This window comes from Mesorhizobium sp. M0923, assembly GCF_040319365.1.
Taxonomy (GTDB): domain Bacteria; phylum Pseudomonadota; class Alphaproteobacteria; order Rhizobiales; family Rhizobiaceae; genus Mesorhizobium.
Genome location: NZ_JAMYNW010000008.1, coordinates 142,476 through 158,810, shown reverse-complemented (window position 1 = coordinate 158,810; position 16,335 = coordinate 142,476). Strand labels below are relative to the sequence as shown.

15 protein-coding genes are annotated in these 16,335 nt (G+C 62.7%); 11 read left to right on the top strand and 4 right to left on the bottom strand.

The window, feature by feature from the left end:
• Positions 1-53: 53 nt before the first annotated feature.
• The 6 genes from sufB (at position 54) to sufA (ending at position 5,853) form a co-directional block, all read left to right on the top strand.
• On the top strand, positions 54-1,571 hold the full coding sequence (gene sufB / locus NKH89_RS16110; protein ID WP_023717358.1) for a Fe-S cluster assembly protein SufB: 1,518 nt from the start codon (positions 54-56) through the stop codon (positions 1,569-1,571).
• 30 nt (positions 1,572-1,601) lie between these two features.
• Entirely contained in the window at positions 1,602-2,357 is a 756-nt protein-coding gene (sufC, locus tag NKH89_RS16105; protein ID WP_023717359.1) for a Fe-S cluster assembly ATPase SufC, read from the top strand.
• Between the two features lie 43 nt (positions 2,358-2,400).
• Complete coding sequence (sufD, locus tag NKH89_RS16100) at positions 2,401-3,669, top strand: Fe-S cluster assembly protein SufD (protein WP_352481178.1); 1,269 nt, start codon at positions 2,401-2,403, stop codon at positions 3,667-3,669.
• Between the two features lie 53 nt (positions 3,670-3,722).
• Positions 3,723-4,964 carry a cysteine desulfurase gene (locus NKH89_RS16095; protein WP_352495793.1) on the top strand — a complete coding sequence of 414 codons (1,242 nt, stop codon included), beginning with the start codon at positions 3,723-3,725 and terminating at the stop codon, positions 4,962-4,964.
• Between the two features lie 5 nt (positions 4,965-4,969).
• The gene (locus NKH89_RS16090) at positions 4,970-5,362 is read left to right on the top strand and encodes an SUF system Fe-S cluster assembly protein (protein ID WP_023717362.1); all 393 of its coding nucleotides are present in this window, start codon (positions 4,970-4,972) and stop codon (positions 5,360-5,362) included.
• Between the two features lie 110 nt (positions 5,363-5,472).
• The gene (sufA, locus tag NKH89_RS16085) at positions 5,473-5,853 is read left to right on the top strand and encodes a Fe-S cluster assembly scaffold SufA (RefSeq protein ID WP_006206001.1); all 381 of its coding nucleotides are present in this window, start codon (positions 5,473-5,475) and stop codon (positions 5,851-5,853) included.
• Positions 5,854-6,083: 230 nt separating this feature from the next.
• On the opposite strand, the gene NKH89_RS16080 is transcribed toward sufA, so the two are convergent.
• Complete coding sequence (locus NKH89_RS16080) at positions 6,084-6,581, bottom strand: GFA family protein (protein WP_352495794.1); 498 nt, start codon at positions 6,579-6,581, stop codon at positions 6,084-6,086.
• Between the two features lie 90 nt (positions 6,582-6,671).
• Here NKH89_RS16080 and NKH89_RS16075 point away from each other — a divergent pair, with 90 nt between their 5' ends.
• Positions 6,672-6,995: a TfoX/Sxy family protein gene (locus tag NKH89_RS16075; RefSeq protein WP_023717364.1), complete on the top strand. Its 324-nt coding sequence runs from the start codon at positions 6,672-6,674 to the stop codon at positions 6,993-6,995.
• 34 nt (positions 6,996-7,029) lie between these two features.
• On the opposite strand, the gene NKH89_RS16070 is transcribed toward NKH89_RS16075, so the two are convergent.
• Complete coding sequence (locus tag NKH89_RS16070) at positions 7,030-7,974, bottom strand: PfkB family carbohydrate kinase (RefSeq protein WP_352909308.1); 945 nt, start codon at positions 7,972-7,974, stop codon at positions 7,030-7,032.
• Between the two features lie 277 nt (positions 7,975-8,251).
• On the opposite strand from NKH89_RS16070, the gene recA reads away from it, so the two are divergent.
• The 3 genes from recA to NKH89_RS16055 all read left to right on the top strand — a co-directional run bounded on the left by recA (position 8,252) and on the right by NKH89_RS16055 (position 13,136).
• Positions 8,252-9,349 (top strand): recombinase RecA, encoded by a 1,098-nt coding sequence (recA, locus tag NKH89_RS16065; RefSeq protein WP_023717366.1) that lies wholly within the window; start codon positions 8,252-8,254, stop codon positions 9,347-9,349.
• Positions 9,350-9,608: 259 nt separating this feature from the next.
• Entirely contained in the window at positions 9,609-12,275 is a 2,667-nt protein-coding gene (gene alaS / locus NKH89_RS16060) for an alanine--tRNA ligase (protein ID WP_352909355.1), read from the top strand.
• A gap of 66 nt (positions 12,276-12,341) precedes the next feature.
• Positions 12,342-13,136 (top strand): PhzF family phenazine biosynthesis protein, encoded by a 795-nt coding sequence (locus NKH89_RS16055; RefSeq protein ID WP_023717368.1) that lies wholly within the window; start codon positions 12,342-12,344, stop codon positions 13,134-13,136.
• Between the two features lie 277 nt (positions 13,137-13,413).
• On the opposite strand, the gene NKH89_RS16050 is transcribed toward NKH89_RS16055, so the two are convergent.
• Positions 13,414-14,040 (bottom strand): glutathione S-transferase family protein, encoded by a 627-nt coding sequence (locus NKH89_RS16050; protein ID WP_023717369.1) that lies wholly within the window; start codon positions 14,038-14,040, stop codon positions 13,414-13,416.
• An 11-nt stretch (positions 14,041-14,051) separates the two neighbouring features.
• A complete protein-coding gene (locus NKH89_RS16045; protein ID WP_352909306.1) occupies positions 14,052-15,263 on the bottom strand; it encodes an NADP-dependent isocitrate dehydrogenase in 1,212 nt (403 codons plus the stop codon).
• 205 nt (positions 15,264-15,468) lie between these two features.
• Between NKH89_RS16045 and NKH89_RS16040 the strand changes: the two genes are divergently transcribed.
• Positions 15,469-16,335 (top strand): RNA methyltransferase, encoded by an 867-nt coding sequence (locus NKH89_RS16040; RefSeq protein ID WP_352855832.1) that lies wholly within the window; start codon positions 15,469-15,471, stop codon positions 16,333-16,335.

The following is a 16,335-nucleotide window of genomic DNA, read 5'->3' as shown; positions in this document are numbered from 1 at the left end:
GCCATAGTTTGAAAACTGCCGGGCCTTGACCCCGGCGTGGATGGAGAACGCTGATGCCTGCTGTGCAGGAGACGATCGATCGAGTTCGAAAGATCGATGTCGACCAGTATAAATACGGATTCCAGACCGAAATCGCGATGGACAAGGCCCCCAAGGGCCTGAGTGAAGACATTATCCGCTTCATTTCGGCGAAGAAGGACGAGCCGTCCTGGATGCTGGAATGGCGCCTGGAAGCCTATCGCCGCTGGCTGACGCTGGACGAGCCGAAATGGGCGCGCGTCCACTATCCCAAGATCGATTTTCAGGACCTCTACTATTACGCGGCGCCCAAGAGCACGCCCGGACCGACCTCGCTCAGCGACGTCGATCCCGAACTGCTGAAGGTCTACGAGAAGCTCGGCATTCCGCTCAGGGAACAGGAGATCCTCGCCGGCGTGCAGAAGACCGATGCCTCGGAGCTCGAAGAAGCCAGCGACAATGTCTACAAGTCGGGCCGTGTCGCTGTCGACGCGGTGTTCGATTCGGTCTCCGTCGTCACCACCTTCAAGAAGGAGCTGGCGCAGGCCGGCGTCATCTTCTGCTCGATCTCGGAAGCGATCCGCGAGCATCCGGAGCTGGTGAAGAAATATCTCGGCTCGGTCGTGCCGACCTCCGACAATTTCTACGCAACGTTGAATTCGGCGGTGTTCACCGACGGCTCCTTCGTCTTCGTCCCCAAGGGCGTGCGCTGCCCGATGGAACTGTCGACCTATTTCCGCATGAACGAGAAGAACACCGGCCAGTTCGAGCGCACGCTGATCATCGCCGAGGAGGGGGCTTACGTCTCCTATCTCGAAGGCTGCACAGCGCCGCAGCGCGACGAAAACCAGCTTCACGCCGCTGTGGTCGAGCTGATCGCGCTCGACGATGCCGAGATCAAATATTCGACGGTGCAGAACTGGTATCCCGGCGACGCCGAGGGCAAGGGCGGCATCTACAATTTCGTCACCAAGCGCGGCGACTGCCGCGGCCATCGCTCGAAGATTTCGTGGACGCAGGTCGAGACCGGCTCCGCCATCACCTGGAAATATCCGAGCTGCATCCTGCGCGGCGACGATTCCAGCGGCGAGTTCTATTCGATCGCGGTCTCCAACGGCTATCAGCAGGTCGACAGCGGCACCAAGATGATCCATCTCGGCAAGAACACGTCCAGCCGCATCATCTCCAAGGGCATTGCCGCCGGCTTTTCGCAGAACACCTATCGCGGCCAGGTCTCGGCCCACCGCAAGGCGACCAACGCCCGCAACTTCACCAACTGCGATTCACTGCTGATCGGCGACCAGTGCGGCGCGCACACCGTGCCCTACATGGAAGCCAAGAATTCGACGGCGCAGTTCGAGCATGAGGCGACCACCTCGAAGATTTCCGACGACCAGAAGTTCTACGTCATGCAGCGCGGCATCCCGGAAGAAGAGGCGATCGCGCTGATCGTCAACGGCTTCGTCAAGGACGTCATCCAGCAGCTGCCGATGGAATTCGCGGTCGAGGCGCAGAAGCTGATCGGCATCAGCCTCGAGGGCTCGGTCGGCTGACCGGATAAGAATTTTCAGGAAAAAGAAAAAATGCTTGAGATAAAAAACCTGCACGCCCGCATCGTCGATGACGGCACCGAGATCATCCGCGGCCTGAACCTGACGGTCAGGGCCGGCGAGGTTGCCGCTATCATGGGTCCCAACGGCTCGGGAAAGTCAACGCTGTCCTATATCCTCGCCGGCCGCGAGGACTATGAGGTCACCGAGGGCGATATCCTCTATGACGGCCAGTCGATCCTCGAAATGGATCCGGCCGAGCGCGCAACCGCCGGCATCTTCCTCGCCTTCCAGTATCCGATGGAGATACCGGGCGTGGCGACGATGGAATTTTTGAAAGTGGCGATGAACGAGCAGCGCAAGGCGCGCGGCGAGGAACCGCTGAAGATCCCGGAATTCCTCAAGCGCGTGAAGGAAGCGGCCGCCTCGCTCAACATGGATATGGCGATGCTGAAGCGGCCGCTCAATGTCGGTTTTTCCGGCGGCGAGAAGAAGCGCGCCGAGATCCTGCAGATGAAGCTGCTCGAGCCGAAACTGTGCGTCCTCGACGAGACCGATTCCGGCCTCGACATCGATGCGCTGAAGATCGTCGCGGACGGCGTCAACACGCTGCGCTCGCCGGACCGGGCCATCGTTGTCATCACCCACTACCAGCGCCTGCTCCAATACATCGTGCCGGATACGGTGCACGTGCTCTACAGAGGCCAGGTGATCAAGTCGGGCGACAAGTCGCTGGCGCTCGACCTCGAGGCCAATGGCTATGCCGGCGTGATCGGGCAAGCCGCGTGAGATGCCAGCAGGCCCGGAAGGCAAGCCAAACAAGGCGATACTGATGAACATGCACACGACACCCCAGCGAACATTGGCCGAAACGGCGCTGATCGACGCCTTTGGCGAGCGGCTGTCGCTGCTGCCCGGCGACGGCGCGGTGATGCTGAAGCGCGACGACGCCATCGAGGCGATCAAGGGCGGCCTGCCGACGCGGCGCATCGAATCCTGGCATTATACGGACCTGCGCCGGCTGCTGACCTCGGTGCCGGACTTCGATCCGGCAGCGGTCGCGAAAGCCATTGCGCCGATCGTCGAAGACTCCTCGGTTTTGCCGGTCCTGAACGGGGTTTCGAGCGCGAAACTGCCCGATATCGAAGGCGTCGCCGTACAGCGCCTGTCGGAGAAGCTGACCGACGGCAGCATCGCGCCGGGGTTGGATCCCTATGGCACCGATGACGCGATCGGCGCGCTGAACACCGCCTTTGTCGCCGACGGCTATTTCGTCGACATCGCCGACGGTGCCGAACTGGAAAAGCCGCTTGAGCTGCAGAATTTGCAGGCCGGTGGACAGACGCATGTACGCCTGGCCGTCCGCGTCGGTGCCGGCGCCAAGGCTGTCATCGTCGAGCGCCAGGCGGGCGAGGGGGCGGCGCTGGTCAGCTCGGTCAGCCAGCTTGTGCTTGGCGAGGGCGCCGAAGTGACATGGCTCATCGTGCAGGAGCAGCCGGATACGGCAACACATCTCGCCCAGTTCAAGGCGCATCTCGGCAAGAATTCGAAACTGACGCTGTTCGTCATGAATGCCGGCGGCAAGCTGGTGCGCCAGGAGGTCGTCGTGAGGACGACCGGCGAGGGCGCCGACTTCACGCTGCGCGGCATCAATCTTTTGGCCGGCGACACCCATACCGACGTCACCATGGTGCTCGACCATGCCGTGCCGCACACCGCCTCGACCGAAGTCATCCGCAACGTGGTGACCGGCAAGGCGCGCGGCGTCTTCCAGGGTCGTATCAACGTCCACCAATATGCGCAGAAGACCAACGCCAAGATGGCCTGCAACACGCTGCTGTTGTCGGACGACGGTGAGTTTTCGACCAAGCCGGAGCTTGAAATCTTCGCCGACGACGTCGTTTGCGGCCATGGCGCGACCGTCACCGAGATCGACCACAGCCATCTGTTCTACCTGATGGCGCGCGGCATCGACGAGAAGACCGCGCGCGGCCTGCTGGTCAAGGCCTTCGTCGCCGAAGTGATCGAGGAACTGGACGACGAGGCCATCGTCGAGGCGCTGGAACGACGGCTCGACGATTGGTTTTTGACGCACGGGTAGAATTGGCCGAGGGGTGCTGGACGGAATGAGGCGATGCCTCGAGAGAGCTTGTGATGGACCAGAAAGTCGAAAACATTCCCTACGACGTCGAGGCGATCCGCCGCGACTTCCCGATCCTGTCGCGGCAAGTCTACGGCAAACCGCTGGTCTATCTCGACAATGGCGCCTCGGCGCAGAAGCCGCAGGCTGTGCTCGACGCCATCCAGCACGCCTATTCCCAGGAATACGCCAACGTCCATCGCGGCCTGCATTTCCTGTCGAACGCCGCGACCGACGCCTATGAGAACGCGCGCAAGATAGTACAGAGATTTCTCAACGCGCCGAGCACCGACAACATCGTCTTCACCTCGAACACCACGGCGGCGATCAACACCGTCGCCTATGGCTTCGGCATGCCCAATATCGGCGAAGGCGACGAGATCGTGCTGTCGATCATGGAGCACCACTCCAACATCGTGCCGTGGCATTTCATCCGCGAGCGGCAGGGCGCAAAACTGGTTTGGGTGCCGGTCGACGATCTCGGCGTCTTCCACATCGAGGAATTCGAAAAACGGCTGACCGACCGCACCAAGCTGGTTGCCATTACCCATATGTCAAATGCGCTGGGCACGGTCACGCCGATCAAGGAGATCGTGCGCATTGCGCACGCCCGCGGCATTCCGGTGCTGGTCGACGGCAGCCAGAGCGCCGTGCATATGCCGATCGACGTGCAGGATCTCGACTGCGATTTCTTCGTCTTCACCGGCCACAAGGTCTATGGCCCGTCGGGCATCGGCGTGCTCTACGGCAAGAAGGATATTCTGGAGCGGATGCGCCCGTTCATGGGCGGCGGCGAAATGATCGAGGAGGTGACGCAAGACATCGTCACCTACAACGACCCGCCGCACCGTTTCGAGGCCGGCACGCCGCCGATCGTCCAGGCGATCGGGCTGGGTGCGGCGCTGGAATACATGGAAAAGATCGGACGCGAGCGCATCGCCGCCCATGAGGCCGATCTGAAGGACTATGCGCATGAAAAACTGCGCGCCATCAACTCGCTGCGCATCTTCGGCGATGCGCCTGGCAAGGGCGCCATCATCTCGTTCGAGCTGCAGGGCATCCACGCGCATGATGTGTCGATGGTCATCGACCGGCAGGGCGTGGCGGTGCGCGCCGGCACGCATTGTGCCCAGCCGCTGTTGAAACGCTTCGGCGTAACATCCACATGCAGGGCGTCGTTCGGCATGTACAATACCAGGGCCGAAGTCGATGCTTTGGCCGATGCGCTGGAAAAGGCGCGAAAGTTCTTCGGGTGACGACCATGGATGATGCCAGCCACACCGCCGAGACCAATTCGGAAACGACGACCAATGCGGCGGTTTCCGGATCGACAATCCCCGCCGACGAATTGGCGCGGCTGACAGACGACATCGTCTCGGCGCTGAAGACGGTCTATGACCCCGAAATCCCGGCCGACATCTACGAGCTCGGCCTCGTCTACAAGATCGACATCGAGGACGACCGCTCGGTCAAGATCGACATGACGCTGACCGCGCCGGGCTGCCCGGTGGCCGGTGAAATGCCGGGCTGGGTCGAAAACGCCGTCGGCGCCGTCGAAGGCGTTTCCGGCGTCGAGGTCAACATGACCTTCGACCCGCCTTGGTCGCCCGACCGCATGTCGGAAGAGGCACAGGTAGCGGTGGGGTGGTACTAGCATCCGACCAGCCAAAGGCTGGCGCACTTGCGCCGGGTACAAAACTTCACCATTTTAGGTGAGGAATCATTCGGCAGACCTTGAACCTGCGCGCAATGGAGAAGGAAAGAATGGGACGCTTTGCCGTCATCACGATGACCGAAAAGGCTGCCGACCGGGTGCGCGAGATCGTCGCGACCCGTGAGAATGCGCATGGCATTCGCCTCGGCATCAAGAAGGGCGGCTGCGCCGGCATGGAATATACGGTCGACCTGGTGACCGAGCCCAACACTAAGGACGATCATATCGAGCGCGACGGCGCCCACGTCTATGTCGCGCCTGAGGCAGCGCTTTTCCTGTTCGGCACCGAGATGGATTTCGAGCAGACGACGCTGCGCACCGGCTTCACCTTCCGCAACCCGAACCAGAGCTCGGCCTGCGGCTGCGGCGAATCGGTCGAATTGAAGCCTGCCGATCTGAAGGCACTGGCCGAGGCGCGCGCTTCGGCCTAAGGCTTTTCCTTCGCCGTTCCCGGCGGCAATCGCATACGGGGAGGCCCCCTCATCCGGCCCTTCGGGCCACCTTCTCCCCGATGGGGAGAAGAGGCTGGCGCCAGCGCTGGGCGACTTCCTCTCCCCTCGGGGAGAGGTCGGATTGCCCCGGATTGCCCTTCGCAATTCGGTTGGCAATCCGGGTGAGGGGGCGCTTGCCCATACGCGATAGCGAACGGGGAGAAGAAACGCTAATCCACCCACATCCCGGTTCGTTTGTGCCAGTCGGCGATCGACTCTTCCGGGTAGACATCGAAGACCTTGTCGCCCTTGCCGATATCGGGCTCGACCCAGTTCGCCTTGTATTTCAGCATCAGATGCACCTTCTCCGGCGGCTTCGGCAGGTTTGTGTCGATTGCCGAGGCAAACGGATGCACCAGCTCCGGCCAGGTTGGATCGTAGAGCCAGAGTGCCGTCCCGCATTTCGTGCAGAAGCTCCGTTCGCCCGTCGAGATCTCGCGTTGCGGGTGCTCGTCGTCCTCGATCTCGGCCCGGTAGACGCCGAGATGGCGCTTGCCCTCGATTTTCAGCGTCTCGTAATCGGCGCCGAGATTGATGGCGAAACCGCCGCCGCCCTGCTGCTTGCGGCAGATCGAGCAGTAGCACAGCATGAACGGCACCGGCGTGTGGCTTTCCACCTCGAAACGCACGGCATTGCACCGGCAGGACCCTTTGAGCAGAAGCGGCATGAAAAACTCCGATGAAACTGATTCTGAACTTGTCAGGATGGTGCCGGTAGCGGCGATGACAAGGGGAAATCCCGGTGACATGATCGCGCCATGGACAACGAGCGCATAGAAGAGCTTTTCGAAGGCCTCGGTCCGGTCAGCATCCGCAAGCTGTTCGGCGGCAAGGGCATCTATTTCGATGGCGTCATCGTCGCCATTGTCATCCGTGGCGAATTGATGCTGAAGGCCGACGCCGAAAGCGCCCCGGATTTCGAAGCGGCCGGCTGCCGGCAATGGACCTATACCGGCTCGCGCCACGGAAAGCTGGTGTCGATGCCCTATTGGAGCGTTCCCGACAGCGCTTTCGACGACCCCGACGAGATGGCGATCTGGGCGCGCCGCGCCTACGAGGCAGGACGGCGCGCCGGCAAATAGGCTGCGTCATGCTTCGGCAATTCTGGGCCGCATTTCACGCCAGGTCCCGCGCCTCGGGCACGAGCGCCAGCGCCTCGGCAAAGCCGGCACCGCTGAAGGCCGCAACAGTATCGGCGCTCTCGAGGGCGAGCATAGATACGGCAACGCCTTCGCGCAGTGCCGCGCGCAGCGTCAGGCCGCGCAGCAGGGCGGCGATCGTCGCGCCGGCCAATGCGTCGCCGGCGCCGGCAGCATCGGTCCGCTTTTGGAGCGGCGGTGGCAGGATCGAGAACGCGCCCAATTTGTCGAAACCGAGGACCGGTCCGTCGCCAGCGGTGATCACGCCGCTTTTAAGGCCCGCGCGTCTCAGGCCGTCGACGATGCCTTGGTCGTCAGCATCGAGGTCGACGCCGGCGAGCACGCCAGCCTCGTGCCGGTTCATGAAGGCGAGTGCCAGAAGATCAAGCACCGGCGTCAGCCGCGCCGCTTTGCTGGGCGAGACGGCAAGCGCAAACACCGGCTTGCCGGCGGCGAGTGCCGCCAGCCGCGCCACTGCGGAAGACGGCAGGTTGGCGTCGCACAGCACCGCGTCGGCCGAACCGATCGCGTCTCGCACCTTGGCGCGGCGGATCTGCTTGGGAAGCGCCAGCTCGTAGAGCACCATGTCGGCAAGGCCGGCGATCAGCCCGCCGTCGCTATCGACCAGCATCGTATGGCTTGGCGTCGCGCGGTCGAGGAACACCGCCGACAAATCGGCAATGCCGGCGTCGGTGACGGCGCGTAAAACCGTGTCGCCCAGGGCATCGCCGCCGCGCACCGAAAGCAGCGAGGCCGAGACGCCGCGCCGCACCGCACAGCGCAAGGCGTTGAAGGCGGCGCCGCCGACATGCTCGCGCATCGTGCCGGGGTTGGAAGCGGCCGGCACGAAGGCGCCGGCAACCCGGCCGCGCCGCTCGATATAGGCGCCACCCACGGCCAGGATCGTCGGGGATTTCATCATGCCGGCAAAATGCCCTTTGCTGTTGCCCGGGAGGAGACTAGGTCGCCGGGCGGAACCCTGCAATCGCGGGTGCGATTCGGATGGTGGCGGCAACGGCGCCGCATGCGAGGCGGGATACGTCCGGAAGCAAAATTGCGAAACAAAAATAGAACAGATATGGATATCAGTTATTTTTCAAACCCTTGGGGCTCATTGACAAATGAGAACAAACGAGGTACATTCTTTTAAGGATTGCGGGATTGTCCGGCCTCCATTGACGACCACGGGGTGATGTATCATGGCTCAGAATTCTTTGCGGCTTGTAGAGGACAAAGCGGTGGACAAATCAAAGGCTCTGGATGCGGCGCTGTCGCAAATCGAGCGTGCCTTCGGCAAGGGTTCGATCATGCGGCTCGGCGCGAACGAGCAGGTCGTCGAGATCGAAACGGTGCCGACCGGCTCGCTTGGGTTGGACATCGCGCTTGGCGTCGGCGGCCTGCCGCGCGGCCGCATCGTCGAGATCTACGGACCGGAAAGCTCGGGCAAGACGACGCTGGCGCTGCACACGGTGGCCGAAGCCCAGAAGAAGGGCGGCATCTGCGCCTTTGTCGATGCCGAGCATGCGCTCGATCCGGTCTATGCCCGCAAGCTCGGCGTCGATCTCGAAAACCTGCTGATCTCGCAGCCCGATACCGGCGAACAGGCGCTGGAGATCTGCGACACGCTGGTGCGCTCCGGCGCCATCGACGTGCTGGTGGTCGATTCGGTGGCGGCGCTGACGCCGCGGGCCGAAATCGAAGGCGAGATGGGCGATTCGCTGCCCGGCCTGCAGGCCCGCCTGATGAGCCAGGCACTGCGCAAGCTCACCGCCTCGATCTCGCGCTCCAACACCATGGTCATCTTCATCAACCAGATCCGCATGAAGATCGGCGTCATGTTTGGTTCGCCCGAGACGACGACCGGCGGCAACGCGCTGAAATTCTATGCCTCGGTCCGCCTCGACATCCGCCGCATCGGCTCGGTCAAGGATCGCGACGAGGTCGTCGGCAACCAGACCCGCGTCAAGGTCGTCAAGAACAAGCTGGCGCCGCCCTTCAAGGTGGTCGAGTTCGACATCATGTATGGCGAGGGCGTCTCCAAAACCGGCGAGCTGGTCGATCTCGGCGTCAAGGCTGGCGTGGTCGAAAAGTCGGGCGCCTGGTTCTCCTATAATTCGCAGCGTCTCGGCCAGGGCCGCGAAAACGCAAAACTGTTCCTGCGCGACAATCCCGACACGGCGCGCGAGATCGAATTGGCGCTGAGGCAGAATGCCGGATTGATCGCCGAGAAATTCCTTGAGAACGGCGGCTCCGAAAGCAGCGACGACGGTTTCGAGGACGACGCCGGGGCGATGTAGGAAAAGCGACGCCTCCCGGAGCGTCAGCCAGGTTTGGATTTGATGTTTTGATTTTGAGTTTGCGTAATCGGTACATTTTGAACCGCCGGCCCCGTGCCGGCGGTTGGCGTTTGACGGCGAGTCAGACGCATTTCAAAGCGCCGGTGAAAGCCGGGATTTGAGCCCATTTGGTGTTTCTGGACAGGCTGCGGTGCGACCGCTAAAAGGCCATGTCTATTTTCCGCCGGCAGCCGGCGGTTCTCTCGAAAAGGCAGTATTCATGAGTGGCGTCAACGAGATCCGGTCGGCATTTCTCGACTATTTTCGCAAGGAAGGTCACGAGGTCGTCGCGTCGAGCCCGCTGGTGCCGCGCAACGACCCGACGCTGATGTTCACCAATGCCGGCATGGTGCAGTTCAAGAACGTTTTCACCGGTCTGGAGAAGCGGCCCTATTCGCGTGCGACGACTGCCCAGAAGAGTGTTCGTGCCGGCGGCAAGCACAACGACCTCGACAATGTCGGCTACACCGCGCGACACCTGACCTTCTTCGAGATGCTCGGCAATTTCTCCTTCGGCGATTATTTCAAGGAGCGCGCCATAGAGCTTGCCTGGAACCTGATCACCAGGGAGTTCGGGCTGAAGAAGGACAAGCTGCTGGTCACCGTCTATCACAACGACGACGAGGCCGCCTCCTACTGGAAGAAGATCGCCGGTCTTTCCGACGATCGCATCATCCGCATCGCGACCTCGGACAATTTCTGGGCAATGGGCGACACCGGACCGTGCGGGCCGTGTTCGGAGATATTCATCGACCGTGGCGAGCACATCTGGGGTGGCCCTCCCGGCAGTCCCGAGGAGGATGGCGACCGTTTCCTCGAATTCTGGAACCTGGTGTTCATGCAGTATGAACAGGTGACGAAGGACGAGCGCGTCGACCTGCCGCGTCCGTCGATCGACACGGGCATGGGCCTCGAGCGCATGGCCTCCATCCTGCAAGGGGTTGAAAGCGTCTTCGAGACCGACCTGTTCCGCCACCTGATCGACGCTGCGTCGTCGGCGCTTGGCCGCGGTCCGGATGCGGACACCGTCGCATCGTTCCGCGTCATCGCCGACCACTTGCGTTCGTCCTGCTTCCTGGTCGCCGACGGTGTGCTGCCGTCCAACGAAGGGCGGGGCTACGTGCTTCGTCGCATCATGCGCCGCGCCATGCGCCACGCGCAGTTGCTCGGCTCGAATGAGCCGCTGATGTGGAAGCTGGTGCCGGCGCTGGTCCGCGAGATGAGCCAAGCCTACCCGGAACTGGCGCGCGGCGAGCAGATGATCACCGAGACGCTGAAGCTTGAGGAAACTCGTTTCCGCAAGACGCTGGTGCGAGGCTTGGGCTTGCTTTCGGAGGCGACGGAAAAGTTGGTCTCCGGCGACATGCTGGATGGCGAGACAGCGTTCAAGCTCTACGACACCTATGGCTTTCCGCTCGATCTGACGCAGGACGCGCTGCGCCAGCGCAACATCTCGGTCAACCTTGCCGGCTTCACCGAGGCGATGGAGCGGCAGAAGGCGGAGGCGCGCAAAAGCTGGGCTGGTTCCGGTGAGGCCGCAACCGAAACGGTATGGTTCGCGGTGCGTGAGGAGAACGGCGCCACCGAATTCCTGGGCTATGAGACCGAGCAGGCGGAAGGCCTCGTCCAGACGCTGGTCAGGGACGGCAAGACCGTCGACAGTGCCGGCAAAGGCGACGCCGTTGCCGTGGTTGTCAACCAGACGCCGTTCTATGGCGAGTCCGGTGGCCAGATGGGCGATACCGGCGTCATTTCAGGCGACGGGTTCTCGATCGAGATATCCGATACGCAGAAGAAGGCCGATGGGCTTTTCGTCCATGTCGGCAAGGTGGCCAACGGCACGGTCAAGACGGGCGCGACCGTCGAGCTGAGGGTGGACCACGCGCGCCGCTCCAGGCTGCGCGCGAACCATTCCGCCACGCATCTGATCCATGAGGCGCTGCGCGAGGTGCTGGGTACCCATGTGGCGCAGAAGGGCTCACTGGTCGCGCCCGAGCGTCTGCGCTTCGACATCTCCCACAACAAGCCGATCTCGCCGGACGAGCTCGAAGAGGTCGAGCGCATGGCAAACGAAATCGTCGTTCAGAATAGCCCTGTAACCACGCGCCTGATGTCGGTCGACGACGCCATTGCCGAAGGCGCCATGGCGCTGTTTGGCGAGAAATATGGCGATGAAGTGCGCGTCGTTTCGATGGGCACGGGCCTGCATGGCGCCAAGGCCAACCGGCCCTATTCGGTCGAGCTATGCGGCGGCACCCATGTCAGGGCGACCGGCGATATCGGCCTGGTGCGCATCGTGTCCGACAGCGCGGTCGCTGCCGGCGTGCGCCGCATCGAGGCGTTGACCGGCGAGGCGGCCAGAAAGCATCTCGACGAGCAGGACAAGCGGCTGAAGGCGGCCGCCGCCGCGCTGAAGATTTCGCCGGCCGATGTGCCGGCCCGCGTCGAGGCACTGCTCGACGAGCGCAAGAAGCTCGAAAAGGAGCTGACCGAGGCGCGCAAGAAACTGGCGCTCGGCGATCGCTCGCCAGCCGGTGTGCCTGCGGAAAACGAAACGATTGCCGGTGTCGGTTTTCTCGGCAAGGCGGTATCGGGCGTCTCGCCAAAGGATTTGAAGCCGCTGGCCGATGCCGGCAAGAAGTCGCTCGGCTCCGGCGTCGTCGTCTTTGTCGGCGCCGGCGAGGACAACAAGGCGAGCGTCGTCGTCGCGGTCACCGATGATCTGACCGGCCGCTTCAGCGCAATCGATCTGGTGCGCGTCGCGTCCGCGGCATTGGGCGGGCAGGGCGGCGGCGGTCGACCCGATATGGCCCAGGCCGGCGGCCCGGACGGCTCGAAGGCCGAAGACGCGATCGCTGCGGTGAAAGCGGCTCTCGAGACGGCGTGAACCTGCACCGGGGGCGGGCACGGCCGAAATGGCGCGCCGCCCAGCGGACATCCTTGAGGGCCTGATATGCCGACGCTGACGATGTATCAGGTCGACGCCTTTGCCGAACAGGCCTTCCAGGGCAACCCTGCCGCCGTTCTCCTTTTGGAGGAGTGGCTGCCGGAGCAGGTAATGCAGGCCATCGCCAACGAAAACAATCTTGCCGAAACGGCGTTTGTGCGGGCGAATGGCAAAGGTTGGGATTTGCGCTGGTTCACGCCGGTCCATGAAGTCGACTTCTGCGGCCATGCCACTCTTGCGGCCGCCCATGTGCTGACCACGGAATACAGTGGTCAGGGCGAAATGGCCTTCGCCACCCGGGTGGGCGAGTTGCGGGTTTCCCAGCGGGAAGGGGCCTATCAGCTCGATCTGCCGTGTTTTCCGCCGCAGCCCGTCGAGGAAGAGCTGAAGTCGGCGCTGCAAGCGATATTGTCTCAGCGGACGGTTGCGGGCTTCCGCAATTTCGAGAACCTGTTTGTCGAGCTTGCCGACGAGACAAGCGTGCGATCTTTCGTTCCCGATCTGCTCAGGATCGGACGTTTTCATCCTCTCGGCTTGGTCATTACCGCGCCTGGGCAGGCCCATGATTTCGTCTCGCGTTATTTCGTGCCCGGAGCAGGCATTCCCGAGGATCCGGTAACCGGCTCCATTCATGCGACGCTGGTGCCTTACTGGGCTGAAAAACTCGGCAAGACGCATCTGTCGGCATTCCAATACTCGCAACGCGGCGGGCACTTGCTATGCGAGCTGGCCGGAGATCGCGTGCTGATCACAGGCCGTGCGAAGACCTTTATGAAGGCGGAGATCTACCTTCCCGATTGAGCGGTATTTCGCAGTGGGTCGCCTTCGGCGAAGCTGCCGATCTCCCCCTTTGCGGGGGAGATGCCCGGCAGGGCAGAGGGGGGTGCTGTCCCTCCGACTGTCAGCCCAATCGGAGCCACGTTCTCAGGCCGTTCCCAATTGGAAAGGATCAGTCGAAGGTTAGCGATCCTTCACACCCCCCTCTGTCCTGCCGGACATCTCCCCCGCAAGGGGGAGATTGGATGTCACTTCGGCTTTCGCTAATCACCAGAAGGCCTATTGCCGAATGCTTGTCTCCTCACTCTGCCTTTTCGGTCTTCGCAAAACCCGCACGCGCCGCGATGCGCACATACCAATCCTGGATATCGGCAAACTCCGCCAGCAGTTTTCGCCCCTCGGCGACCTTGACGAAATAGCCGATGATCGGTGCGGCGTGCAGGTCGGCCAGCGTCAATTCCGTCCCCAACAGCCAAGGCCCTTCGGCTTTCAGCGAAGACAGCGCCTGCAATGCCGTTCTCGCCTGCCTCAACCCGTTGGCGATCACGGCTTCGTCGGGCGGCGTTTTTTCCAGCCGCTCGACGGCGACATCCCAGACCATGGCCCTGTAGGCGTAGGCGTCGAGCAGGCCGGTGATCTGGTTCATGCGTGATCGAGGCCGGGCTTCGACCGGTTGCAGCGCCGGGCCGTCAAAGGCTTCGTCGACATAACGGGCAATCGCGCCGGTCTCGTAAAGGCGAAAGCCGTCATGCTCGAAGGCTGGGATGCGGCCGAACGGCTGGTGCTCGAAGTACCAGCCGGGAATGCCGTCCGCCGCAAAGATGTCGACGGGCACCAGCTCGTAGCCGACGCCCTTTTCCTCGAGCACCAGCCGCACGATGCGCACATAGACGCTGTAGTCCGCGCCGTAGACGACGGGCTTGTCCATGTCGGAGGAGCTCAGGCCATCGCCTTCTGCAAATTCTCGTCGATCTTGTCGAGGAAGCCGGTGGTCGAAAGCCATGGCTGGTCGGGACCGATCAGCAGCGACAGGTCCTTGGTCATGAAGCCGGACTCGACCGTCTGGATGCAGACCCGTTCCAGCGTCTCGGCAAAACGCTTCAGTTCGGCATTGTCGTCGAGCTTGGCGCGGTGGGCGAGGCCGCGCGTCCAGGCAAAGATCGAGGCGATCGAATTGGTCGAGGTCTCCTCGCCCTTCTGGTGCTGGCGATAGTGGCGGGTGACGGTGCCGTGTGCGGCCTCCGCCTCGACGGTCTTGCCGTCCGGCGTCATCAGCACCGAGGTCATCAGGCCGAGCGAGCCGAAGCCTTGCGCCACCGTGTCCGACTGCACGTCGCCATCATAATTCTTGCAAGCCCAGACATAGCCGCCCGACCATTTCAGGCTGGAGGCCACCATGTCGTCGATCAGCCGGTGCTCGTACCAGAGTTTCTTGGCCTTGAACTCGGCTTCGAACTCCGCCTCGTAGACCTCCTGGAAGATATCCTTGAAGCGGCCGTCATAGGCCTTGAGGATGGTGTTCTTGGTCGACAGGTAGACGGGGTAATTGCGCAGCAGGCCGTAATTCAGCGAGGCGCGGGCGAATTCGCGGATCGACTCGTCGAGATTGTACATGGCCATGGCGACACCGGCGCCGGGTGCGTCCAAGACGTCGTGCTCGATCACCTGGCCGTCCTCGCCGACGAACTTGATCGTCAGCTTGCCCTTACCGGGAAAGCGGAAGTCGGTGGCGCGGTACTGGTCGCCGAAGGCGTGGCGGCCGACGATGATCGGCTTGGTCCAGCCGGGCACTAGCCGCGGCACGTTCTTCATAATGATCGGCTCGCGAAAGATGGTGCCGCCGAGGATGTTGCGGATGGTGCCGTTCGGCGACTTCCACATCTTCTTCAGCTTGAATTCCTCGACGCGCTGCTCGTCGGGCGTGATCGTCGCGCATTTCACGCCGACGCCGTATTTCTTGATGGCATTGGCCGAATCGATGGTCACCTGGTCGTTGGTGGCGTCGCGATGCTCGATACCGAGATCGTAATATTCGAGCTTGAGGTCGAGATAAGGGTGGATCAGCTTGTCCTTGATGAACTGCCAGATGATGCGGGTCATCTCGTCGCCGTCGAGTTCGACGACCGGGTTCGCCACCTTGATCTTCGCCATGGAAAGAATGCCTCGCTTTTGGGAACGGAACGGCCTTGCCCGCACGGCTGCCGGCCCTGGGATGCGGCCCGTATATCAAAGGCTTTTTGGCCGCGCAAACGGCGAACCGCGCCGTAGTGCCGGCATTCTTTGCGAAAGCTTCATTTTCGCCGCCAAATGTGGCAGGGGACTGCGAAATGCCGCAAACAGCAGTTCATTGACAACCATGACCGCCACCCAGGATCCCGACAACCCTCTTGCCTCCGGAACGCCTGCGTCCGGACCGGCGATCATCCTGGTCGAGCCACAGCTCGGCGAGAACATCGGCATGGTTGCACGCGCCATGGCCAATTTCGGCCTTGCCGAACTGCGCCTCGTCAATCCGCGTGACGGCTGGCCGAGCGAGAAGGCGCGTGCCGCGGCAAGCCGCGCCGACCATGTCATCGATGCCGTCGAGGTGTTCGACGACCTGGGCTCGGCAGTCGCCGACTTGAACTTCGTCTTCGCCACCACGGCGCGCGCGCGCGACAATTTCAAACCGGTGCGCGGCCCGGTCGAGGCGGGCAGGGCGCTGCGCGCGCGGCAGCGGGCCGGCCAGCGCACCGGCATCCTGTTCGGCCGCGAGCGCTTCGGCCTCTATAATGACGAGGTCGGCCTTGCCGACGAGATCGTCACCTTCCCCGTCGATCCAGCCTTCTCCTCGCTCAACATCGCCCAGGCGGCCCTGCTGATGTCCTATGAATGGATGAAGTCCGGCCTGGAAGACGAGACCAGGACCAACTTCTCCGGTCCCGAAATGCCGCCAGCTGCCAAGGAAGAATTGCACGCCCTGTTTGCGTATCTGGAAGGTGCACTGGAGGCGCGCGGCTATTTCCGCCCGGCACCGAAGAAGCCGAAGATGGTCGACAATTTGCGCGCAGTGCTGACCCGCCCCGGTTTTGCCGAGCCGGAGCTCAAGGTGCTACGCGGTATTATATCATCGCTGGACAGGTTCTCGCCGGCCATGCCGCGCGGCGACGGATCGCCCGGCGACGATCCAAGGCGGCTCCCGGCGGCCGCGGCACGCGCCGGCAAGGCGAAGGACAAAGACTAG